The organism is Dyella jiangningensis (assembly GCF_003264855.1).
GTDB lineage: Bacteria > Pseudomonadota > Gammaproteobacteria > Xanthomonadales > Rhodanobacteraceae > Dyella > Dyella jiangningensis_C.
This window is the reverse complement of record NZ_NFZS01000001.1, coordinates 94,977-118,222: the sequence shown is the minus strand read 5'-3', so window position 1 is coordinate 118,222 and position 23,246 is coordinate 94,977. Positions and strand designations below refer to the sequence as shown.

The window sequence follows — 23,246 nt, the reverse complement described above, 5'->3', positions numbered from 1 at the left end:
CCTGAGGTGAAGACAAGCGGAAGGGCCCGCCTTCACCCTGACGTGCGATGGGCTGCGTGATGCCGCCCATCGCCGTTTTCCGCTCAGAACTGCCAGCGCAGGCCAAGGTTGGCCGACCAGCCCTGCTGGCCCGCATGGCCTGCCGTGGCCTGGTAGTCCGCACCGGCATATACCGAAAGCGTCCGCGTCAGTGCGCCACTCACGCCGGCGCCCAATTGCCATACCGAACCCCAGCTTCCGTTGGTGAAGGTACCCGACACATCCCAGGCATCGCTCACCAGTGTGACTGCCGTGCGGCTGGCCGAACTCGTGACGTAGTTCAGACGGGCCGATGGTGTCCAACGTTGGCCAGTATCGGTGGCAAACGTCCTGCTCAGGCTGGCGCCTATCCGACCTGTCCATGCACCCGAATCTCCAGGCGACACGCTCAGCCCATCGCTGTCACCGAAGCGATTCGTATGCAGGGACTGGTAGGTCACCTGCGCCTGTGGCTCAAGACGCAGTTCGTTGGCGAACACGAAGGGATAGCCAGCCTCCAGCGAGTACGACCAGCCGCGCGTCTTGAAGCTGGCCATGCCGTAACCGCGGTAGGCAGTGTCTACCCGCGCGCGGTAGTCGTTGCGCGCCACGACGCCATCCAGGTAGAAGCCGCCGCCGTTCACGTACGTGGCCGTTGCCGCGACGCTCCTCGCGTCCATGCGCATCGCGCTGCTGCCGTCGATGGCTTTGGGCGTGATGCGCGACGTACCGATGCTCCCGTACAGGCCCATGCGGAAGGTAGAGTCGTCATTGTCCGTCTTCAGCCATGTTCCGCCGATCTGGATGCCACGATCGTCCTGGTCGAAACCGAAGCCGTACTGGCGGAAGCTGCGATCGCTGCTGTAGCGGTAGTTGCCACCGAACACGCGCGCGTAGAACTCGCCGGTATTGCCCGCCTGCGATACATCGTCCTGATGGACCTCGCCGAGTCGGTCATGAAGCGTGCCTATGCTGCGCATGCCGTAGGACAACATGGCGGTGGCAGCACTGAGGTATGCAGGCACCTGAGGCACCACCGCCGGACGCGACGGCGTTACGTCGGGCCTGTCGTCAGGCGAAGGATCGGGCGTGGGATCGGGAACGGGCGTGACATCGGCCACGTACACGTTCTGCAGCCGGTAGTCCCAGAATCCGTTGCCGGTACCGGCAACCACGCGCTGTCCTGCATCGGCGCTTCCGGGTTGGTAGCTGCTGAGTTCATAGCGCCACGGACCCACGGCCACGTAGCCACCGCTCAACACAAACGCCGACGCGCTGGACTGTCCCGCCACCTGGGCCAGCGAAATACCCTCATTGGCCTCCGCCACGCCATTCTTGTTGGTGTCGGTCAGCGCACCCGTGCCCGAACCCGTGACCTTCAGATAGGTCGTGCCGCTGGCGTTGCCTTCCACCAATACGCGGTCGGTGTACTGATGGCTTAGCGCACCACCCTCGTTGAGGGCCGTATTCAGCGCAACGGTTCCTCCATTGCCCGCAAGGTCGCCGTGGACCACGAGGCTCTTGTAGCCCGAGGGTGAAGCGGCAAATGCGACCGTTCCCGCCAGGGTGAGCTGCTGCACGTCGGAACTGGCCGTCATGTTCCACAGACTGCTGCCGTCCACGCTGACGCTGGAAGCGTTGCGCATCGCACCGGTGAGCGACGAGCTTTGCGCAAGCGACACATGAGCCATGTTGCCCGCGAGCGCCACGACGTCGCCCGTCAGAACCACGTCATCAGTAGCCGAGAGGTGAGCCACAGTGCCCGTTCCAACGACATCGAGCAAGGTGCCATTGCCACCCGTCACCTGCGCGCCATGGCTCAGGTTCACCCAGTTGTCGCCTGCACTGGCACGGATGGCATCGTCGGCGACGGAAGCCATCGATCCGCCGGACATGTTCAGCCTATTGGTCGTTTGTTCCGTGCCGTCCGCGGAGAGCAGCGCACCGGTGTACTGAGCGAGAACAGAACTACCCGCAAGATTGATCGTGCTGTTACCGAGTGCGACACCACTGGCTTGCGTGCCATGAGTCTCTACCGTAGCACCGGTCGCATTGATCTGGCTGTCAGCGCCCAGTGAAACCAAGCCATGGGCCGTGTCGCCGCTGGTATCGATATTTGCGCCTTGCGCCAGGGTGATGGCGCCTCCATCCTGCGCCAGCGCGCCGTAGGCATCACCGCCAGTGGAGCGAACCGTAACCTGGCCAGACGTCGCCACCTCGCTGCCGTTACCGGTGGCAAGCAAAGCCATGGCGCCGACACCGCTCGTCGACACGGATGCACCATCCCTTAGCATGACCCGACCGCCACCTTCGGCATCCACGCCGTATGCACCGATACCCGATGGATCCTTCGCACCGGTCGTCTGTACTCGAACATTCGATGCTTCGATGGCACTACCGACGCCGTGCGCAGTCAAGCCGATGGCGCCATTGCCCTGCGTGATGACGTGGTCGCCCGACATGCGGATGGTCGTCGCACCGGTGGCTTGTTCGGCCATGACGCCATAAGACCCTTCACCTAATGTGCTTATCGTGTTGCCGGAAGTCTCGACGACCCCATCGACCGCAAACAGGCCAATAGACACCTCGCCATGGGTGGTGATCGATGCATTGGCGACGGTGAGGTACGAAGCTTCAGCTTGAGCTATCAACCCGCTCGAGTTGCTGCCGAATGTATCAACGCTACCGCCGGACAGGTCGACGGCGGCACCGTATCCAGCACCAACACCCGCTCCTGAATCACCATGAGCGGTGAGGACGGCGTCCCTGAGGGTAACGTGTGTCCCGGCATCCATAGCCACTACAGCGCCGGAGCCTCCGCCGATGATGCTCATACGCCCACCAACCACGTCCACCGATGCGCCGTTGGACGCAACAACACCCGCGGTCGACACGCCAGACGCGTCTATGTTCGTGTTTGAGAGGGTTACCCGTGTCCCTCTGTCCCAGACCTGCACACCATAGGCATAGCCATCACCGACTCCACCCGATGAGATCGTGCTATCGGATATGTCGATGGCGGCGCCTTGGTTAGCCATGACACCGTTGTTTGCGCCCCTCGCAACGACGGATGCGTTGGCAAGGCCGATATGCGTGCCGCTACCGGTTGCTACCACTGCGCTGTCGGTGCCGTAATAGCTCTGGCCCAGTGCTTCGATACGACCGCCCGTGAAATTCACGGTGCCACCGTCCTCTGCATAGACACCGTAGGCGTTGAAACCGTCGTTATTGCTCCCACCGATGGTCTGCACCTGTACGTCAGTGGCGTTGATCTGGCTGCCAGTGCCCGTCGAAACCATGCCCATGGCGTTGTTGCCGCTGGTGCCAACGGCTCCGCCGTTGAGCGTCACGACGCCGCCATTCATCGCAACGATGCCTACCGCGGCATTCCCTGTCGTAGACATGACGCTGTTGTCCGCCCGAATGGTTGCTCCCGCCCCATCGGCCATGACGTCATAAGCATTGGCACCTGCCGTGGCGACGGTAATGCCCTCGGCAGCGATCTGGCTGCCATCGCCAACGGCACGCACGCCTATCGCACTCGCGCCCTGCGTGGATATCGTGGCGCCACCACCCAACGTGATCCGGCCACCACCTTCGGCGTCCACGCCGTAAGCGCCAATGCCATTGGCAAGTCCGCCTGTAGTCTGCACGCGCACACCGGTCACGCTGATCTGGCTGCCAGTTTCCAATGCCACGATGCCAACGCCCGCATCACCCGACGTGGTGACCTCGCCACCAGAAAGGCTGATGGAAGCGCCTTGGTTCGCCTCCACGCCCACCGCAGCCTTTCCCGCCGTACTCGTCGTCAAATCCGTGGCCATTGCCTGCGACCCTGTCCCGGAGATGTAAAGGCCGACGCTGTTGTCAGCATGGGTACTCACTGCAGCGCCATCCAACGATGCGGAACCACCGCCTACCACAGCAACGCCGTAGGCATTCTGTCCTTGGGTCGACAGCACGGTACGAGTGATCGTGGCGCGCGAGCCCTGCCCGAGTACGAATACGGCGTCGGCCGCATAGTTGGCAGTGGAAGCACCCGTTGCGGTCACTGACCCATCGGTCAGCGTGAGTTGCCCGCCGTACCCCACATAGGCTCCCGAGGTACCGTTGCCGCTCGTAGTCACGGTCACGTTGTTGGCGATGAGCTGGGACCCCGCATCGGCTACGCCAAGGCCGACAGTATTGTCATTGGTGACCGTTACCGTGTCTCCGCTATTCAGCGTACCCGTGACGCCGCCGAACACGACAACCGGCTGGAGGTAGTCCGTGGCCAAAGCCTGGCCCTGCATGGCGATGCCGACCAGAAGTGCGGCACTGAGTTTGCTGAAACGTGGCCGATGGCTTTTCGCCAGTTCAGACACGACGGTCCATGTACAAAGCGCAGCATTCCAGACTACGCGATAGACGTGATTCATTTGGAGCTCCCTAAGATTTTCTTTCCCATTCGGCTTGAAAGCGCTTTTCGTGCAACCGGCTTTCTTTGGATCCGGCGAGTAGACATGCCCCTTACTCTCCGAACACGCCGTTCTACCGATGACCGCGAAGCACCGACATCAGAAAAATCTGAGAGCCACCAAGCTCCTTCTGGCAGACCTTCCGTCGAGGTCTTCCACAGCTCGATTTAGAACCCTTTGTCGCGCCAGCCTGCTTCAGCGCGCGCAAAAAAAAAGCCGCGCTTGCGCGCGGCCTCTTATCCCGTGCTTGTCGAGGTTGGTGGCAGCTATCAGCTCTTGCGCTTCAACCGGATCAACGCCGAGATGTCATCGTCGCCATAACCCTGGCTCATCAGCTCCGCATAATCGGCGAGCGAGCGCTCGATCACGCTGCGGTTGGTGCCGGCGCTTTCGGCGATACGACGCACGATGCCCAGATCCTTGTGCAGCAGGCCGAGCTTGAAGCCGACGCTGAACTCGTTGCGCAGCATCGTGCTGCCTCGCTTTTCCAGGAACCAGTTGCCCGCCGCGCCGGCGCCCAGCGTGGGAAGCAGGCGTTCCGGATCCAGGCCCAGCGCTTCACCGAGCGCGAGCCCTTCGCATACGCCCTGCGCGATGCCCGCCACCAGTACCTGGTTCACCGCCTTGGTGGCTTGGCCGGCGCCGACGTCGCCCAGATGCGTGATGCGCAGCGCATAGGCTTCCAGCACCGGGCGCGCGCGTTCCAGCACGGCGGCGTCACCGCCCACCATCACCGAGAGCTTGCCGTTCTTAGCGCCCTCCACACCGCCCGATACCGGCGCATCGAGAAAGTGCGCACCGGTCGGCGCCAGCTTGGCTGCAGCCTGCTTGGCGGTATCGGGCGCGACGGTGGAATGGTCGATCACGATGGTGCCTGGTTTCAGATGTGGCCCCAACGCGTCGACTAGGCCGAGCACATCGGCATCCGCAGTCACGCACAACGCGATCACGTCGCATTGCGCGGCGATGTCCGCCAGCGAGGGCGCGGCGACGCCGAGATCCTTCGCCACCGCATCGGCATTGGCCTGCGTACGGCTGGAGACGGCATGGAGCAGGCCGTGGGTTTTGAGATGCCCGGCCATCGGCGTGCCCATGGCGCCGAGTCCGATGAATGCTGCCTTGAGTGTCATGGTTGTCCTGGTGGATCAGTCTTCACAATGTACGTCATGGGTGACGAAAGGATGCTCCGCATCGGGGCGCGCGAACCACTGCGGCTCGCTCAACGTGCACTGCATATCGTCCATGCCGCTGTGCCAGTGCTGCTGCATGCTGCCAAAGCTGAACTCGTAGTCCTTGTAATGCCCTTCGTACGGCTTGTTGCGGTAAATCAGGTGGAACAGGTTGACCAGCGAGCCACCCGCATAGATCTCGGCGCGGCGATACGCAGGATCGCGGCGCTGGTCTTCGGGCACCAGCGCCATCAGGTCCTGCAGCAAACGCTGCTGCTTCTGGCGCATGCCCATGAATTCGGTGATCAATCGCGTGCGGCTGGAGTACTGGATGTCCTTGGCGCGCGCCGTCACCTCGGCGAGGTCGCGCGGCACCTCGCCGCGTGCGCTCCACAGGTCGACCTGGAAAATCAGCGCGTCGCGACACGACGCGTCGGACAGCACCTTGTACAGTGGCGTGTTGGAGACCATGCCGCCGTCCCAGTAGAACTCGCCGTCGATCTCGGTGGCCGGAAAACCCGGCGGCAGCGAGCCGGACGCCATGAAGTGCTCCACGCGCAGCTCGCCTTCGGTGTTGTCGAAGTAGGCGAAGTTGCCGGTGCGGATGTTCACCGCGCCCACCGACACGCGCATCGCGGTCTTGTGGTTGATGCGGTCGAAGTCGACCAGCCGTTCCAGCGTGGCTTTCAACGGCGAGGTGTCATACCAGCTCGCCGTGGCGGGTGAAGCGCGCAACGGCAACAGCGGAAACGGGCGCGGCACGAAGAAGCCGGGCTGACCTTCCACCAGTGCGCGCAGCGCCGACCAGCCGCTCAGTCCGTTCAACCACGGCAATTCCCACGCACTCGGATCGAGCGGCGGCGTGGGCCAGGTCGGTAGCAGTGGCGGACGGCAGATGCTCCGCCAGAACTCGCGCAGGCGTTCCACGCGATGCTTGGGTGGATTACCGGCGATAACGGCGGCGTTGAGTGCACCAATGGAAATGCCGGCGATCCAGTTCGGATGGATGCCGGCGTTATCCAGCGCCTCGAACACGCCGGCCTGGTAAGCACCCAGCGCACCGCCGCCCTGCAACACGAGGGCAAGCGTGCCGTAGTCGCGCTTGATCGCCTTGGCGAGTGCGTCCGGTGCGGGCATGTGCTTGGCGGCGTCCATGCGTGCTTATTGCATGTACCAGCCGTGGCTCACCACGATCGACTGGCCGGTGAGCGCCGCCGAGGGGAATGTCGCGAGGTACAACGCCGTCTGCGCGATGTCGTCCACCGTGGTGAATACGCCGTCGACGGTGTCCTTGAGCATCACGTTCTTGATCACTTCGTCCTCGGTGATCTTCAGTTCCTTGGCTTGCTCAGGAATCTGCTTTTCCACCAGCGGCGTGCGCACGAAGCCCGGGCAGATCACGTGCGAGCGCACGTTGTGCGCGGCGCCTTCCTTCGCCAGCGTGCGCGCCAGTCCGAGCAGGCCATGCTTGGCGGCGACGTACGCCGACTTGAGCTTCGACGCTTCGTGCGAGTGCACCGAGCCCATGTAGATCACGACGCCGCCGCGATCGTCCTTGTACATGTGCTTGAGCGCCGCGTTCGTGGTGAGGAACGCGCCGTCTACGTGGATCGCCTGCATCTTCTTCCAGTCGGCGTACGAGAACTGGTCGATCGGATTGATGATCTGGATGCCGGCGTTGGAAATCAGGATGTCGAGGTGACCGAACTCCGCGACCACCTTGTCGGTACCCGCATCGACGGCGGCTTCATCCGTCACGTCCATCGCGACGCCGATGGCCTTGCCGCCTGCCGCGTTGATCTCGGCTGCGGCCGCATCGGCCGCCTGCTGGTTGATGTCGGCGATGGCCACCGCCGCACCGTTCTTTGCATAAAGCTCGGCGATTGCCTTGCCCAGGCCGCTGGCCGCGCCTGTGATGAGTGCCACCTTGCCGTCGAGACTTGCCATAACCACTCCTGTCGATGGGGAACGGGGAAAGCAGAAACGGAATCAGCTTGTGTGTCGCGCAGCCTGTCCGCGGGGACGAACAGGCTGGCACAGCTTGTATGCACGCATCCATGCGACGAATGGACAGCTTGAGAAGCCTTTCCTATGTCGTCATTCCGGCCTGCGCCGGAATGACGAGTGATTCAGCGCACGCCTTCGGACAGATACGTATAGCCCGTCAGCCCTTCGTTCAACGTGACGAACAACTGCTCCGCCGCCTCGCCTTCCACGCCCGCCGCCGCAATGCGATCGCGGTAGCTGCGGCGCAGGGCTTCCAGGTCGTAGCCGACGTAGTCGAGCATCAGGTCGGTGGTGTCGCCGCGACGCTTGTGCGCGAAAACATACGAATCGCCATCGACGCGCACATTCACCGCGTCGGTATCGCCGAACAGGTTGTGGATGTCGCCCAGCGTCTCCTGGTACGCGCCGACCATGAAGATGCCGAGGCGATAGCTCTCGTCATCCTTCAGCGCGTGCAGCGGCAGGCTCACATCCACGCCCTCGGCGTCGACGTAGTCGTCGATGCGGCCATCCGAATCGCAGGTGAGGTCGACGATCACGCCACGGCGCGTCGGCTCTTCGTCCAGGCGCGCGATCGGTGCGATCGGGAAGATCTGGTCGATGGCCCAGATGTCCGGCACCGACTCGAACACCGAGAAGTTGACGAAGTACTTGTCCACCAGCTTCTCGTCCAGCTCGTCCAGCGCCTGGCGATGCGAGCGCTCGGCCGGCAACAGGCGCGTGCGCACGGCATTGGCGATCGCGTAATACATGTCGTCCAGGCGCGCGCGGTCTTCCAGGTTGAGCTGGCCCAGGGCGTACAGCGCCTGGCCTTCGGCCGCGTGATGCTGGGCTTCGTGGAACAGCTCCAGCGCCGGGCGCTGGTCGAGTTCGGCCCACGTTTCGCGCAGGCGGCGCAGCACCGCGGGCTCGTGCTCGTGGGGCGACGGGATGTCGCCACCGGGAACGGGCTCCACTTCCGTCACGTTCACCACCATCACCGCATGGTGCGCGGTCATCGCGCGGCCGGCCTCGGTGATGATGTGCGGCGCGGGCAGGTTTTCTTCCGCCACCGCTTCGGCGAGCGACTGCACGATGGTCGAGGCGTACTGCTCGATCGAGTAGTTGATCGAGTTGTGGCTACGCGAACGCGAGCCTTCGTAGTCCACGCCCAGGCCGCCGCCGACGTCGACGATGTCCAGCGGCACGCCCATGCGCTTCAGTTCCACGAAGTAACGCGTGGCCTCGCGCATGCCGTTGGCGATGTCGCGCACGTTGGAGATCTGCGAGCCCATGTGGAAGTGCTGCAGCTTCAGCGTGTGCTTCAGGCCCGCCTGCTCCAGGCGTTCCACCAGGGTGAGCACCTGGCTGGGCGAAAGGCCGAACTTGCCCTTGTCGCCGCCAGTGTTCTGCCACTTGCCGGCGCCGATGGAGGCCAGGCGCACGCGCACGCCAAGCAGCGGCTCGACGTTGAGCGCCTTCGCTTCGGTGAACACGTGGTCGAGCTCGGACAGCTTCTCGATCACGATGTGCACGCGCAGGCCGAGCTTGCGGCCGATCAACGCGAGGCGGATGTATTCGCGGTCCTTGTAGCCGTTGCAGATGACGATGCTGCCGGGGCGCGCCATGGCCAACACGGCCATGAGTTCCGGCTTGGAGCCGGCTTCGAGGCCGAAGCCATGCTCGCCCGCGGCCACCAGCTCGCCGGCGACGCCGCGCTGCTGGTTGACCTTGATCGGATAGACGGCCGTATAGCCGCCCGTGTAGTTCCACTCGCCGATGGCCTTGGCGAACGCGTCCTGCAGCCGCTTCAACCGGTCGGCCAGGATGTCCGGGAAACGCACGAGCAGCGGCAGGCGCAGGCCTTCGGCGCGGGCGCGGTCCACGATGGCCGGCAGCGACAGCGCGGGGCCGGTGGCGCCCTTGGGACGCATCACGATATGGCCGTCCGCGTTCACGTCGACGTAGCCGTCACCCCAGTGCGGGACGGCATAGGTATGGCGGGCAGCGTCGATGTTCCAGTGCTTCGACATGGAGGGTTCCTTCAATAACGGGCGTGAAACACCCTTTACATGTCGTCGCAGCGGCGAGCCTTGACGAAACAAAGTCAGCCGGCCGGAAGCCTCGCACGCCGCGGGGCCGGGCTGACCTGGCGGACCTGGGGCCGCGAGGCGCGGTGGTCCGGACGGCTATTGTAACGGCGTCTTGTGACAATGTACCGGCGGCGTTCCCCAACGAAAACGGGAAGATGGCGCCGGTTCGGCTACAATTCCCGCTCTTTGAACCCATCGATCGTCAGGAACGCTCCCATGTCGCAGCACCCCAGCTGGTTCACCGAAGCCCACCAGGCCTCCGGCTCCTCCATCGGCTACCGCGTGGAGAAGTTGCTGCACGCCGAGAAAACGCCGTTCCAGACCATCGAGATCTACCAGACCACCGATTGGGGCAACCTGATGGTGATCGACGGCTGCGTGATGCTGACCAGCCGCGACAACTTCCTCTATCACGAGATGATGACCCACCCGGCGCTGTTCACCCATGCGCGCGCCAAGCGCGTGGTGATCATCGGCGGCGGCGACTGCGGCACGCTGCGCGAAGTGCTCAAGCACGAGGAAGTGGAGCACGCCGCCCAGGTGGAGATCGACGAGCGCGTGACCCGCCTGGCCGAGGAATATTTCCCGGAACTGTGCGAGTCCAACAACGATCCGCGCGCCGAGCTGCTGTTCATCGACGGCATCAAGTACATGGCCGAAGCCGAGCCCGAATCGCTGGACCTGATCATCGTCGACTCGACCGACCCGGTCGGCCCGGCCGAAGGCCTGTTCAACGCCGCGTTCTACGCCAGCTGCCACAAGGCCCTGCGCCACGGCGGCATCCTGGTGCAGCAGTCCGAATCGCCGATCGCGCACCTGGAGCTGATCAAGTCCATGCGTTCGGCCATGCGCACGGCCGGCTTCAGCGCGGTGAAGACGCTGCCGTTCCCGCAGCCGTGCTACCCCACCGGCTGGTGGAGCTGCACCATGGCCCGCAAGGGCGGCGACCTGGCCGGCTTCCGCGAGCGCGGCGCGATCAGCAAGAACTTCCCCACCCGCTACTACAACGCGGACGTGCACAAGGGCGCGCTGGCCCAGCCTGAATTCATGCGCGAAGCGCTGGGCGAGTAAGCCCAAGCGCACAGACTGTAGGAGCGCACCCAGTGCGCGACCGCGGGCTATGGTTGTATCCGACGCCGGATTCCCAGCGATGGGGATGCCGGCGTCGTCGCTTCGTAGGCTCTTCGCGCACTGGGTGCGCTCCTACATGAAGATCAGAACAAGGTCTGCCGCGTCTTGGGCAGCAGCACCAGCACCAGCGTGGCGATCGGCCCGAACAGCAGCGAGAGCAGGAACCACACCAGGCCACTGCGATTCTTGCCCTGGGCCAATCCGGCATTGATCAGGGCCAGGGTGCCCCAGCCCACGAACCAGGGGGCCGCCCGACCGTCGGCCAAGAAGGAAATATCGTTCACTGCGTGTCTCCTGTTGCGCGGGACGGGGCGGACCATCCCGGGGCGTCGCGAAGCGGCCATGCTAGCAAGCCCGGGACCGTTATCCCGGCCGCACCGTCCCGTGGATCAGGCGAGCTTAATGCTTGACCGGTATGCTGGCCGCTTCGTTTTGGACGGATGACACCCATGCTTGGACGGCGCCTGCTCGTGCTCGGACTCGTTTTGGCCTCGCTGACCGGTCCGGCGCTTGCCGCGAAAACGCCGGCCAAGCCCAAGTCGGCCACCGCCAACGACCAGCAGATTGCCGCACGCCGCCAGGCCCTGCTGGCCTTCCAGAAGGACCTGGTCAGCGTAATCGCGCCCCAGGCCATGCCGGTTCCGCTGCTCGGCGGCGCCCTGCTGGCCCGCCCGCTGACCGACCTGCCGGACTTCAACAGCTTCCATACGCTGATCGACCGCGCCTCGACGGCGCCAGGCGCCGGCCCGGAGATCAACTGGGTGCGATTGAGCGACTGCGACACCAAGGCCGACGCCTGCCCCAACCCCGATGCGATGGACAAGCTGGTCGCCCAGGCGCCGGACAACGCGGCGGTGTGGCTGCTGAAGCTGGGCCAGGACGTGAAGAACGACAAGCTCGATGCCGCCCGCGAAGACCTCGGCAAGGCCGCCGCGGCCAAGGTCTACGACGACTACACCGGCATCAGCCTCAAGGCGCTGGCCACCACCGTCACGCTGCTGCCGCCACCGCCTGCGGTGATCAACCCGCTGTCGCCCACGGGCGCGGTGGGCGTGCAGGTGATGATGGTCTTCGGCCTGGCCGAAACGCAGCCGCAGCCGGGCCTGCAGGCCACCTCGCGCCTGTGTGAGGCCAACAAGGACAACGAGGGCATGAAGGCCGACTGCCTCAAGCTCGCCAAGCTGCTGGAATGGGGTTCGAGCCCGCTGGGCCGTTCGCTGGGCCTGCATCTGCGCGAGGTGCTGTCGGACGACCCGTCCCAACAGGACGACGCCCGCCGCGCGCGCCGCAACCTGGTGTGGCAGGTACAGAGCTTCGCCCAGCTGTCGTCCCGCGCGCAGGGCGACACCGCGCTCGCCCAGCATCTGCTGTCGCTGGCACGCTCGGGCGGCACCGAGATGAGCCTGATGCTCACTGCGCTTCACGACTACAACGTCAATGTCGAAGCGCCCGCCGACTGGGAGCCGTCCAAGCCGCAGGCGTGATTCGCCAAGCTTGCCTTGCCGCCCCGACCATCGTGTAGGCTTGGGCCAGGCTTGAACACAGGGGCAGCAACATGCTGACGGTTCTGGTAGCAAGCAGCAAAGGCGGTTGTGGAAAGAGCACGCTGGTCACGCAGCTCGCTTCGCATTGGGCGCAGGATGGCAAGCACACGGCCATCGTCGACGCCGACCGGCAGCAGTCCGGCTTTCGCTGGGCCACGAGGCGTCCGGACAACGTACCCGGCGTACTGGCCCTGGAAGGCAACCGCCGATCCCTGGAAAAACTCCCGCCCGACACCCAGCGCGTACTGATCGACACCGCCGCCGGGTCGCAGGAGCGTGATCTCGAGCCCTACCTGGAAAAAGCCGACGTGCTGCTGGTGCCGGTGCTGCCGTCAACCTTTGACCTCGACGCCACGTTGGACTTCCTCGATCACCTGAAACAGATCAGTCGCATCAAGCGTGGCAAGCTACCCGTGGGCCTGGTGGGCAACCGCCTGAAGCCCTGGACCCATGCAAGCCAGGACGCGATGACGCGGTTGGCGGAACAGGCGCCGTTCCCCCTCGTGGCGCAGTTGAGAGACAGTCAGGCGTATGTGCTGCTCGCCGCACTCGGCAAGGGTATCTTTGACTACGCTTCGGAAAACGTCCGGAGCCACCAGGAGGATTGGAAACACCTCCTCCGCTGGATCAAACGCCAGCATTGACCAGCGTGGCTACGCCATCGCGGCACGATCTTGGAGCCTTGCCCATGCACGAACTCATCCTGTTGCGACATGCCGAAGCACAGCCGGCCTCTTCCGGAGGCGACGACCAGAGCCGGCGCCTGAGCGGGCGTGGCGAACAGGAGGCCAAGGCAGCGGGCAAGTGGCTGGCCTCGCACGGCGTGAAACCCGACCGCGTGCTGTGTTCTCCCTCCGAGCGCACGCGTGCCACGGCATCGCTGGCGCTCGCCTCGATGAAGCATGCGCCGGAACCGCAGTTTGCCGAGGACATCTACGAAGCGACGCCGGGCGAGCTGCTGGCGCTGCTGGATCAGCATGCCGATGCCGGCACGGTCGTCCTGGTAGGACACAACCCCGGCATCGAGCGACTGGTGGCGCTGCTGGTCGAAGGTCGCTCGGACGAATTCCGCGGCATGCCGCCGGCGGGCCTGGCGGTGCTGCACCTCAACGGTGCGCTGGAACCGGGCAACGCCCGCCTGGACGCCTTCTGGTCTCCCTGATGCGGCGCTTCATCGGCGGGCTGGCCTTGTTCCTGCTGGCCATCCTGCCGGTCCAGGCCGCTGATTACCGCATCGATTCCACGCGCTCCCACGCCGATTTCGGCGTGCGACTGTTCTGGCTGAGCCAGATCAGCGGACGCTTCCAGCAGATCGACGGCGACGTGACCTTGAACCCCCAGCACGACACCGCGGTGGTCGACGCGCGCATCACCGTGGACAGCATCCAGATGGGGTCCGACCGCATTCGCCGCTGGGTGCTGGCGCCGGAATTCTTCGACGTGGAGCGCTACCCCACGATTCATTTCGTATCCGAGCCGATCACGCTCGCCTCGCTGGAAAAGGGTGGCGACCTCGACGGTACGCTCACCCTGCGCGGCATCACGCGGCCGGCGCATTTCGAATTGCTGCCTTCCCCGTGCCCGCTGCATGAGCCACAGCAATGCGTGATCGCCGTGCGCGGCGCCATCCAGCGCAGTGACTTCGGGATGACCGGACACCGCGCCGCGCTGTCGGACAAGGTGGAATTGGGTCTGTCGATCAGCCTCGATTACATCAGCCGTTGACGTAGGGATGCTCTGATTAACTCTGCGCAGGCGTCACCGGCTCTGTCCGTTCGCAGGCCATAGGACCATCGGCGATGGCAGACTGGCTGTCTGTTGAGACGATGGGCCGAAGGCCTGCGAACGGACAGAGCCGGCCCCAACATATTGAAATTCAGAATGATGGGGTGATGTCCAGAAGGCCCCCAGGCTGTGCCGCGCGGCTTGCACAGACGGCCAGTCTGCACGACGCCACGCAACCCACCCTGGGGGCCTTCTGGACATCATGCCGCCTGCGCAGAGTTAATCAGATCATCCCTAACCCGTATCATTCCGGCATGCACCCGCGCTGGATCGCCCTTGCCTCCCTGCTCGCTGCGATCCTGGTCCTGCCGGGATGCGCCGTGTCGCCGTCACACATCCATCGCGCGGATGCGGTGGTCGCCGCCGACACGCATCACGAGCTGGACTGCGACCGCGCCGATCATTGCGCCATCGACTCGCCACTGCTGGACGCTGCGCGCGAGGCGCTGGAGGATGCCACCGACGCCCAGCCCGTGCACGTGGTCACCCTGCTCAACGACAGCGAAGCGGCGATGGTGGCGCGGCTCAACCTGATCCGCGCCGCGCAGCGCAGCATCGACGTGCAGACCTACATCTGGGATCAGGACGACGCCGGCCAGCTGGTGCTGGACGAACTGTTCAAGGCCGCGAGGCGCGGCGTGAAGGTGCGCATTCTCGCGGACCAGCTGTTCTCCTTCAACGACGCCGCGCTGTTGAAGCGCCTCGCCGACGCGCACGCCAACCTCGAAGTGCGCCTGTACAACCCGACCTTCCACGAGGCACAGACGTCGGCGGTGGAATTCGGCGCGAGCATCGTGTGCTGCTTCCATCACTTCAACCAGCGCATGCACAACAAGCTGCTGCTGGTGGACGACGCGATCGGCATCACCGGCGGCCGCAACTACCAGGATCGCTATTTCGACTGGGACGACGACTTCGATTATGTCGACCGCGACGTGATGGTGGGCGGACCGGCCGCGCGCGCCATGGCGAGCAGCTTCGAGACCTTCTGGAACCACAAGCGCGCGACGCCGCTGACGCACCTGCGCGACGTCAACCACGACATCCTCGCCGCCGATGGCCCCGTAAGCTGGCCGCAACCGCACTACACGCATCCGCAACGCGTGGCACGCGTGCTGGATGAGGCCGACGATGCCGACTGGCTCGACGCGGCGCTGGTGAGCCAGACGCTGCGCACCGGCCGCGTGGACTACTTCAGCGACCTGCCCGCCAAGACCACGCAGCCCGACAAACGCAGCGCACAGGAATTCACCGCGCACGTGATGCGCATGATCGGCGCCGCCCAGCATGAAATCGTGCTGCAGACGCCCTATCTCGTGCTGAGCGAACGCGCACAGGCGATCTTTGCCGGCCTGCGGCAGAGCGCATCGCCGCCACGCATCATCGTCTCGACCAACTCGCTGGCGTCCACCGATGCGTTCGCCGTGTATGCGATCTCGTACAAGCATCGCAAGCACTACCTCAAGGAATACGGCTTCGAGATCTACGAGATGAAGCCGCACGCGGCGGGCCCCGCCGAAGACAACGCGGAAGCCGCGGCGGACGAGGGACCTTCGATCGCCACGCACGATGGCACGCAGGCACGCCGACGCATCGGTACCGAACGCGGCCTGCTTGGCAGCCATGGCAAGGCACGACGCAACCGCCCCGCACCGTTGACCACGCCCGGCCGACGCTTCGGCCTGCACGCCAAATCCATCGTGGTCGACGACGACTTCGCCATGGTGGGTTCGCACAATTTCGATCCGCGTTCGGACCACTACAACACCGAGGCCGGTGTGATCGTGTACGACGCGCGCTTCGCCGGCGAACTGCGCGACAGCATCCTGCGCGACACGCAACCGGAAAATGCCTGGGTCATCGCACCACGCCAGCAAGGCGGCCTCAGCATGGCGATCGGCGACGTCTCCGCCAGCCTGCCCATCTTCGACCTGTGGCCCTACCGCTACGCCACCAGCTACGACCTCAAGGCCGGCTGCACACCGATGCGTCCCAGCGATCCCGCGTTCTTCAGTTGCTACACGCCGGTGGGCGATTTTCCGGACGTGGCGATTTCGTCGAAGTTGATCTACACGCGGTTGATTACGGCGTTTGGTTCGGGGGTGAAGGGGATTCTCTGATCGCTCCCGACGCCGCTTTTTTTGTGGGAGCGCACCCAGTGCGCGGCCGCCGCGTTGCTGCGTGACCTCAGCTTGCGCAGTCGCGACCACCGCAGACCGAGACAGTCATGTCAGTTCGCGGTCGCGCACTGGGTGCGCTCCTACAATGGGGCCGCAGGCTTCGCGAAGCGATGTGCCGCGTAGCGGCACGAGCCTACAAATAACCCCTGTGTGGCGGTGATGGGTGGACGATCAGGCCCCGCAGGGGTGCCCGACAGGACGTCGGGCACTTTTCGCCCGGGCAGGAGCCCGGTCGAAAAGCCCGGCCGCCCCTCACGGACTGGCTGGAAGCAGCCCAGACAGCGCCACGCGGGGTGCCGTTCTCTTTGGTTACTTTCTGACGCGAAGCTAATCCCTGTGGGACTTGGGCAAGCAAGAGAAAGTGACCCGAGCCGCAGCAGCGGCTCGGAAGCCCGCCGCCCCACAGGGACTCCCTTCGGTCGCAAGCGAGCCCGCTCGCCGAAGCGCCAGAGCAGAAGCGAAATTCCCCGCATGACTCGCCACGCCCCCTTTTGGCGTTGTGCGCGTTCGCCCTGCGTTCGCGGAAGCGATCGATTGGAAAGACCGAGGCGAACGGCGATCGTGCACTGGGTGCGCTCCTACAACGGTAGCTAGCGGATGGTGCGGTCTACTCGTCGAAGCGCATCACCAGCTGACCGGTGAGCCCACCGGGATGATCTGCCGGCACCGCAAAGCGCCAGCCCAACGCCATGCGCACCGCGCGATCATCCAGCGCCGCATCGCCGCTGGATTGCGCCACCGAGGCAGATTGCGCGCGACCTTCGCCGTCTACGGACAAGCGCAACACCACACGCCCCTGCCCCGACGCCGTGCGTCCGAGCCACGAGCCCGGCAAAGACGGCATGTCGATCGGCGTCAACGACGGCAGAGCCGGCGCTGCCTCGGCGCGAGGCACGCCTGCCGCGGTAGCCGTGGCGGGCTCGCGCAGGGGCACTGCCACTTGCATGCGCGCGGGTCGTGCATGGCGGCGCAGCACGGTACGCACCTTGTCCGCATGCGACGCCATCGACGGTGCCGGACCTTTCCACTCGTCGGTGAACGTACTCAGCCAGGCCGTGCCTGCGATGCCCACCAGCAAGGCCAACACGCTCAGGCTGGTGGTCGTGCGCAAAGGGAGCATCGGCGAGGGCGACCTGCCGCCGCGTTCAGCGCTCGAGGATGGCGGTGACGCCCATGCCGCCGGCGGTGCAGATGGAGATCAGGCCGCGGCCCGAACCCTTCTGTTCCAGCAGCTTCGCCAGCGTGGCGACGATGCGCGCACCGGTGGCCGCGAACGGGTGGCCGACCGCAAGGCTGGAGCCATGCACGTTGAGCTTGGCCGGGTCGATCGAGCCCAGCGGCTGGTCGAGGCCCAGGCGGTTCTTGCAGTAATCCGCGCTTTCCCACGCGCGCAGCGTGCACAGCACCTGCGCGGCGAAGGCTTCGTGGATCTCGTAGAAATCGAAGTCCTGCAGGGTGAGGCCGTTGCGCGCCAGCATGCGCGGCACGGCGATCGTGGGCGCCATCAGCAGGCCTTCGCCATGCACGAAGTCGACCGCGGCGACTTCGGCATCACGGAACCATGCCTGCACCTTCAACCCGCGTTTGGACGCCCATTCCTCCGTGCCCAGCAACACCGCCGCCGCGCCGTCCGAAAGGCCGGTTGAGTTGCCCGCGGTGAGCGTGCCGTGGCCGGAACTCTTGTCGAAGGCGGGCTTGAGCGAGGCCAGCTTCTCCATGGTGGAGTCCGGACGCAGGAACCCGTCGCGTTTCAAACCGCGGAACGGCACGACCAGGTCGTCGAAGAAGCCTGCTTCGTAGGCGGCGGCCAGCTTGTGATGGCTATCCAGTGCGAGCTGGTCCTGGCCCTGGCGGCTGATGTGCCACTCCTTGGCCATCTTCTCGCAGTGGTCGCCCATCGACATGCCGGTGCGCGGCTCGGCCACGCCCGGAAAAGCCGGCTTGAATTCGCGGAAGGAGAAACCCTGGGTGGCGGCGCGCAGCTTGTCCTGCCAGGTCTTGCCACGATTGATGGCGAGCAGGCGCTTGCGCAGCCGCTCGCCGAGCACGATCGGCACGTCGCTGGTGGTGTCCGAGCCGCCGGCAATGCCCGCCTCGATCTGCCCGGTGGCGATCTTGTTGGCGACGATGATGGCGTTGTCCAGCGAAGTGCCGCAGGCACGCGCCGTGGTGATGGCGGGCGTGGTGGGCGCCAGGCCCGAGGACAGCACCGCTTCGCGGGCCAGGTTCCACTCCGACGAGTGCTTGATCACCGCACCCATCGCCACTTCGCCCAGTTCCTGGCCGTGCAGGCCGTAACGCTCCACCAGCGACCCAAGCACCTTCACCGACATGCCGAAATTGCCGACATCGGCGTAGGCGGTGTTGTTGCGGCAGAACGGAATGCGTACGCCGCCGATCACACCGACGCGCTTGAGCGTGTTTTCCATGGTGGGGACGAGTCCAGACAAGCCGAGTCCCCAAGGCTAACCCGCCCTGCCGCGCCACGGAAGCCCAAAAGGCCCGAATGCTAGAATTCGGTTCTTTCGCTGTTCGGGTTTGTCATCCGTGGAAGCACAACCGCTCGTCGCCCTGCCCGTGGTCCTGGCCCTGGAATTGTCGCCTGGAGACACACCCTCGCACCGCACGCTCACGCGCGATGAGGCCGCCGAGCTCGCCGCGCTGGTGGCCGCTGACCTGCACAAACTGGTGCCGCAAGTCGACGAGGCGCGCCTCGCCCTGGCTGGCGCCCTGTTCGACGCGGTGGAACTGCTGCGTCCCGGCTTCCCGGTGTGGGGCACGCTGGATGAACTGGCGCGCCGCGTGCCGCGCGGGCATCTGGAGAACGTGGTGGCCTTCGGCACGCACGAAGGCCACATGCCGGCCCAACCGCTGGAACCCGAAGCCGCCTTCGCGGATGGCCCGATGCGCCTGTTGCCGATCTCGCTGCTGGCACCCGAAGCACTGGCCGGGGAACTCTCCGAAAAACTCGAAGTGGAACTGGTGGGCCGCGGCGAGGCCGGCGAGCGCACGTCCGACTGGCTGATGCGCACGCTCGGCGTGCGGCTGGAGCACGCGCGCTACCTCAGCCGCAACGATCTGCTCGCGCTGACCTGCGTGCAATACGAGCACGTCAACCTCGCGCCGTTGTGGAGCCTGCTCGAAGCCGCGCTGCTCACGCCTTACCGCGACGAGGCCACCATGAGCGCACGCGGCCTCGGCCTGCGTTATCACGAAGGCGCGGTGGAAGTGCAGTCGCCCGGCGAATGGCTGCGCGCGCAGGGCGACGATGCGTTGCAGCGTGCGCACGACCTCGCCGGCATCGTGTTCGAACTGCGCCAGTACGCCGCCCTGCTCGATGCGCACCACCTGCCCCTGGTGCTTGCCGGTTCCACACCGACGGCCGGCTATCTGCGGGAGACGCTCGATACGGCCGATCCGCGCTACGGCGCGCCGTCGCTCCATGCCCACGAGGCGGCCGGCCTCGGCGTGGTCGCGGTGACCGTGGCGCAGCGTGGCGACGGTGGCCACGCACGCGTGCTTGCCCATGGTTATCCGCTGCACCCCAAGGCGCTGGGACCGCTGGTGGCGGCACTGGCCGACCAGTACGGCATCGCGCCCGACCTGCATGCGCTGGGACGCATCGTGCTCGATACGCAAGGCCAGCTCGGCGCACCTTCCGAACCGCTGCACTAACCTCGCCGCTCGTCGTCCCGGCGACCGCTGCTCGTCGCAAAGCCATCGCGCAGCACCTGCACATCCATCGCCACTTGGCGCATGATGCGGCGATGGGCGCAGGGGAGCGCCGGCGGACGACTTTCAGTGCAACCAATCGATCGCACGTTCGTCCCGGCCGGCGGGGAAGCCCAATGGGCTGACCATGTGCTCCGTGGCGCTCCTGCGCTCATCACCTATATCGACCGCGATCGTCGCTTTCGCTTCGCCAACGCCACGCACCAGGCGTGGATCGGGGTGGATCCTTCGCGCATCGTCGGCCGCACGGTCGACGAGGTGATGGACGCGTGGAGCCTGCGTCAGGCTGGCTCCGGACTCGATCGGGCGCTCGCCGGCGAACCCGCCGTGTACGAAGGGGAGTTGTTCAGCGGCCCGGCCCGGCGCTACGTGCACGGCAACTTCCAACCCGACTTCGATGACGACGGCCAGGTGCGCGGCGTGTTCACCGTGTTCCTCGACATCACCGAACGGCACGAACTGGAAACGCGGCTGCGCGAGAGCGAGCAGCGCATGAACCGTGCGTTCCAGCACGCGCCGATCGGCATGGCGCTGGTAACGCCTGGCGGCTACATGCTGCGGGTCAACCACGCGCTGTGCCAGATGCTGGGCTACGACGAGCAGGAACTGCTGTCGATGGCCCTGATCGACCTGACCCACCCCGACGACGTGGCCACGTCGCGCGAGCTCTCGCGCTCCCTGCGCGAAGGCGACCGCGAAACCTATCAGCTGGAGAAGCGCTACATCCATCGCGACGGCCGCGCCGTCCATGTGCTGCTGAGCGTCTCCGTGGTGCGGCGTGCGGAAGGCGAGCCCTTCCAGGCCGTCGCGCAGATCATGGACATCAGCCAGCGCAAGGCCTACGAGGAAGCGCTGTTCCGCGAGCGCGAACTGGCCGAAGTGACGCTGCGCTCGATCGGCGATGCGGTGATCACCACCGACCTGGAGCATCGCATCACCTCGCTCAATCCCATCGCGGAAGCGATGACCGGCTGGAGCCACACCGAGGCGGTGGGCAAGCCGATGAGCGAAGTGTTCCGGCTGATCGACAGCCGCACGCGCGAGCCGCTGCACAACCCGTTGCTGGACGCGATTGCCCGCGACGCCATCGTCGAGCTGAAGGGCAATGCGGTGTTGCTCCACCGCAATGGCTTCGAGACGCCGATCGAGGATTCGGCCGCCTCCATCCACGATCACGCCGGCAGCGTGATCGGTGGCGTGCTGGTGTTCCACGACGTCAGCGAAACGCGCGCGCTCGCGCTGAAGATGGCGCATCTCGCGCAGCACGACACGCTGACCGGCCTGCCCAACCGCAGCCTGCTGCAGTCGCGCCTCGAGCAGGTGCTGGCCGCCACGGTGCGGCGCCACGACCAGGCGGCGCTGCTGCACATCGACCTGGACCACTTCAAGCAGATCAACGACACGCTGGGCCACGCCGCTGGCGACGAACTGCTGCGCGCATTCGCCACGCACCTGCGCGAACACCTGCGCAACGAGGACACGGTCAGCCGGGTCGGTGGTGACGAGTTCGTGGTGCTGCTCTCGCACGTCGACGGACGCAGCGGCGCCAGCCAGCTCTGCGAAAAGCTGATGCGCACCTGGCAGGCTTCGCCCGCCAGCCGCATGGGCGAGTTCACCATCGGCTTCAGCGTGGGCATCAGCGTGTATCCGGACGACGCGTCGGACGCCGAGACGATGCTGCGCAACGCGGACATCGCCGCCTACGAGGTGAAGGTGCATGGCCGCAACGGCTATCGCTTCTTCATGCCGTCGATGAGCGAACGCCCCGCCGCCCGGCTGCGCATCGAGCAGGAGTTGCGCAAGGCGCTGCGGCGTGGCGATCTCAAGCTGCATTACCAGCCGAAGGTCGATGCGCGGACCGGCGCCATCGTGGGCGCCGAGGCCTTGTTGCGCTGGCTGGTCGACGGACGCGAGATCTATATCCCGGACGAGTTCATTCCCGTGGCCGAGGAGTCGGGCCTGATCGTGCCCATCGGCGAATGGGTGCTGCGCGAAGCCTGTCGCCAGACCGGCGAGTGGTACCGCGCCGGCCGGTCCATCGTGGTGGCGGTGAATGTCTCGGCGCCGCAGTTCCAGCACCCCGGCTTCCACGCCGCGCTGCAGACCGCGCTGGCCGAAGCGGAACTGCCGCCGTCGCTGATCGAGCTGGAGCTGACCGAGCGCATGGTGATGTCGGCCGGCGACCAGAGCCGCGCCCTCATGCAGCGCATCAAGGACCTGGGCGTGAGCCTGGCGCTGGACGACTTCGGCACCGGCTATTGCAGTCTTTCGTACCTCAAGTATTTCCCCATCGACGCGCTGAAGATCGACCGCACCTTCGTGCGCGATATCGCTTCGGACGCGGACAATGCCGCCATCACCGACGCCATCATCGCCATGGCGCACGGGCTGGATATGGTGGTGGTGGCCGAGGGTGTGGAGACGCCTGCGCAGGCGGAGCATCTGCGCGAGGCGGGTTGTTCGCTGCTGCAGGGCTTCCTGTTCGGCCCTGCCATGCCTGCCGACGAATTCGAACGCCAACTCGTCGCGGAAGCCCCCTTGTAGGAGCGCACCCAGTGCGCGACAGCTCATCGATTTCCCAGGTAGTGCGAGCGTTGGCTCCCTCCCTCTGCGGGAGAGAGGGCTGGGGAGAGGGTGCGGTTTTCGCGTGATCTCTCACTTGAGGAAATGGTTTTGACTCTAGGGGCGTTGCCTTCGGTTGCCATGCTGCCGCTAGGTTGCCGCTTACGACGCAAAGCTAGTCCCTGTGGGACGCAGCGGGCGTTTCGATCGTCTGCCGACGCTCGAGTCACTTTTCTTTTGCTGGCCCAAAAGAAAAGTAACCCAAAGAAAATGGCCTTCAGAGCCAAGGCTCATAGCAGTACGTGGGATAGAAGCGTCGGATGACCGAGGCCAGCCTTGATGCGCTCGTTACTACCTCGGACGGAGCGGCTACACCGCAACGCGCCATAGCGAAGAGGACTTAAAGCAGCTTCGTTCGACGGTGAGGGAGTATGTAGGGTGCCTCCGCCTTTTCTCCCTCTCCCCTCCGGGCGACCCGAAGGTAGTCCCTGTGGGAGAGAGGGTCGGGGTGAGGGGCGGGTGCTCGCAAGGGCACTACCTACTACCTCTGTAGGGGCGCACCCAGTGCGCGACCGCAGCGCAGCGATGT

At 65.4% G+C, this 23,246-nt stretch carries 16 protein-coding genes; 8 read left to right on the top strand and 8 right to left on the bottom strand.

Annotated elements, in window-relative coordinates:
- Nucleotides 1-83: 83 nt before the first annotated feature.
- From CA260_RS00500 to speA, 5 genes are all read right to left on the bottom strand, one after another.
- Nucleotides 84-4,436, bottom strand: coding sequence for an autotransporter outer membrane beta-barrel domain-containing protein (locus CA260_RS00500; RefSeq protein ID WP_111982930.1), 4,353 nt, complete (start codon nucleotides 4,434-4,436; stop codon nucleotides 84-86).
- Between the two features lie 308 nt (nucleotides 4,437-4,744).
- Nucleotides 4,745-5,605 carry an NAD(P)-dependent oxidoreductase gene (locus tag CA260_RS00495; RefSeq protein ID WP_111980533.1) on the bottom strand — a complete coding sequence of 287 codons (861 nt, stop codon included), beginning with the start codon at nucleotides 5,603-5,605 and terminating at the stop codon, nucleotides 4,745-4,747.
- Nucleotides 5,606-5,620: 15 nt separating this feature from the next.
- The gene (locus CA260_RS00490) at nucleotides 5,621-6,799 is read right to left on the bottom strand and encodes a DUF3734 domain-containing protein (RefSeq protein ID WP_238149576.1); all 1,179 of its coding nucleotides are present in this window, start codon (nucleotides 6,797-6,799) and stop codon (nucleotides 5,621-5,623) included.
- 6 nt (nucleotides 6,800-6,805) lie between these two features.
- Nucleotides 6,806-7,591 carry a 3-hydroxybutyrate dehydrogenase gene (locus CA260_RS00485; RefSeq protein ID WP_111980532.1) on the bottom strand — a complete coding sequence of 262 codons (786 nt, stop codon included), beginning with the start codon at nucleotides 7,589-7,591 and terminating at the stop codon, nucleotides 6,806-6,808.
- A 182-nt stretch (nucleotides 7,592-7,773) separates the two neighbouring features.
- On the bottom strand, nucleotides 7,774-9,663 hold the full coding sequence (gene speA / locus CA260_RS00480; RefSeq protein ID WP_111980531.1) for a biosynthetic arginine decarboxylase: 1,890 nt from the start codon (nucleotides 9,661-9,663) through the stop codon (nucleotides 7,774-7,776).
- Between the two features lie 276 nt (nucleotides 9,664-9,939).
- Between speA and speE the strand changes: the two genes are divergently transcribed.
- On the top strand, nucleotides 9,940-10,794 hold the full coding sequence (gene speE / locus CA260_RS00475) for a polyamine aminopropyltransferase (protein ID WP_111980530.1): 855 nt from the start codon (nucleotides 9,940-9,942) through the stop codon (nucleotides 10,792-10,794).
- 143 nt (nucleotides 10,795-10,937) lie between these two features.
- Here the strand turns inward: speE and CA260_RS00470 are convergent, their stop codons facing one another.
- A complete protein-coding gene (locus tag CA260_RS00470) occupies nucleotides 10,938-11,138 on the bottom strand; it encodes a hypothetical protein (protein WP_038622858.1) in 201 nt (66 codons plus the stop codon).
- Between the two features lie 165 nt (nucleotides 11,139-11,303).
- Here CA260_RS00470 and CA260_RS00465 point away from each other — a divergent pair, with 165 nt between their 5' ends.
- The 5 genes from CA260_RS00465 to CA260_RS00445 all read left to right on the top strand — a co-directional run bounded on the left by CA260_RS00465 (nucleotide 11,304) and on the right by CA260_RS00445 (nucleotide 16,303).
- Nucleotides 11,304-12,338 carry a hypothetical protein gene (locus CA260_RS00465; protein ID WP_111980529.1) on the top strand — a complete coding sequence of 345 codons (1,035 nt, stop codon included), beginning with the start codon at nucleotides 11,304-11,306 and terminating at the stop codon, nucleotides 12,336-12,338.
- Between the two features lie 71 nt (nucleotides 12,339-12,409).
- Complete coding sequence (locus CA260_RS00460) at nucleotides 12,410-13,042, top strand: ParA family protein (protein ID WP_111980528.1); 633 nt, start codon at nucleotides 12,410-12,412, stop codon at nucleotides 13,040-13,042.
- A gap of 44 nt (nucleotides 13,043-13,086) precedes the next feature.
- Entirely contained in the window at nucleotides 13,087-13,560 is a 474-nt protein-coding gene (locus tag CA260_RS00455) for a SixA phosphatase family protein (RefSeq protein ID WP_111980527.1), read from the top strand.
- A complete protein-coding gene (locus CA260_RS00450) occupies nucleotides 13,560-14,123 on the top strand; it encodes a YceI family protein (RefSeq protein WP_111980526.1) in 564 nt (187 codons plus the stop codon). Before CA260_RS00455 ends, CA260_RS00450 begins: the two co-directional genes overlap by 1 nt.
- A 314-nt stretch (nucleotides 14,124-14,437) precedes the next feature.
- A complete protein-coding gene (locus CA260_RS00445; RefSeq protein ID WP_111980525.1) occupies nucleotides 14,438-16,303 on the top strand; it encodes a phospholipase D-like domain-containing protein in 1,866 nt (621 codons plus the stop codon).
- A gap of 667 nt (nucleotides 16,304-16,970) precedes the next feature.
- Here the strand turns inward: CA260_RS00445 and CA260_RS00440 are convergent.
- Together CA260_RS00440 and CA260_RS00435 are read right to left on the bottom strand one after the other, a co-directional pair.
- Nucleotides 16,971-17,474: an energy transducer TonB gene (locus CA260_RS00440; RefSeq protein ID WP_172461680.1), complete on the bottom strand. Its 504-nt coding sequence runs from the start codon at nucleotides 17,472-17,474 to the stop codon at nucleotides 16,971-16,973.
- Between the two features lie 34 nt (nucleotides 17,475-17,508).
- Nucleotides 17,509-18,792 carry an acetyl-CoA C-acetyltransferase gene (locus tag CA260_RS00435; protein ID WP_111980523.1) on the bottom strand — a complete coding sequence of 428 codons (1,284 nt, stop codon included), beginning with the start codon at nucleotides 18,790-18,792 and terminating at the stop codon, nucleotides 17,509-17,511.
- 118 nt (nucleotides 18,793-18,910) lie between these two features.
- Between CA260_RS00435 and CA260_RS00430 the strand changes: the two genes are divergently transcribed.
- Together CA260_RS00430 and CA260_RS00425 are read left to right on the top strand one after the other, a co-directional pair.
- Nucleotides 18,911-20,038, top strand: coding sequence for a hypothetical protein (locus tag CA260_RS00430; RefSeq protein ID WP_111982928.1), 1,128 nt, complete (start codon nucleotides 18,911-18,913; stop codon nucleotides 20,036-20,038).
- Between the two features lie 126 nt (nucleotides 20,039-20,164).
- The gene (locus CA260_RS00425; protein ID WP_238149575.1) at nucleotides 20,165-22,639 is read left to right on the top strand and encodes a sensor domain-containing protein; all 2,475 of its coding nucleotides are present in this window, start codon (nucleotides 20,165-20,167) and stop codon (nucleotides 22,637-22,639) included.
- The last annotated feature ends 607 nt before the right edge of the window (nucleotides 22,640-23,246 follow it).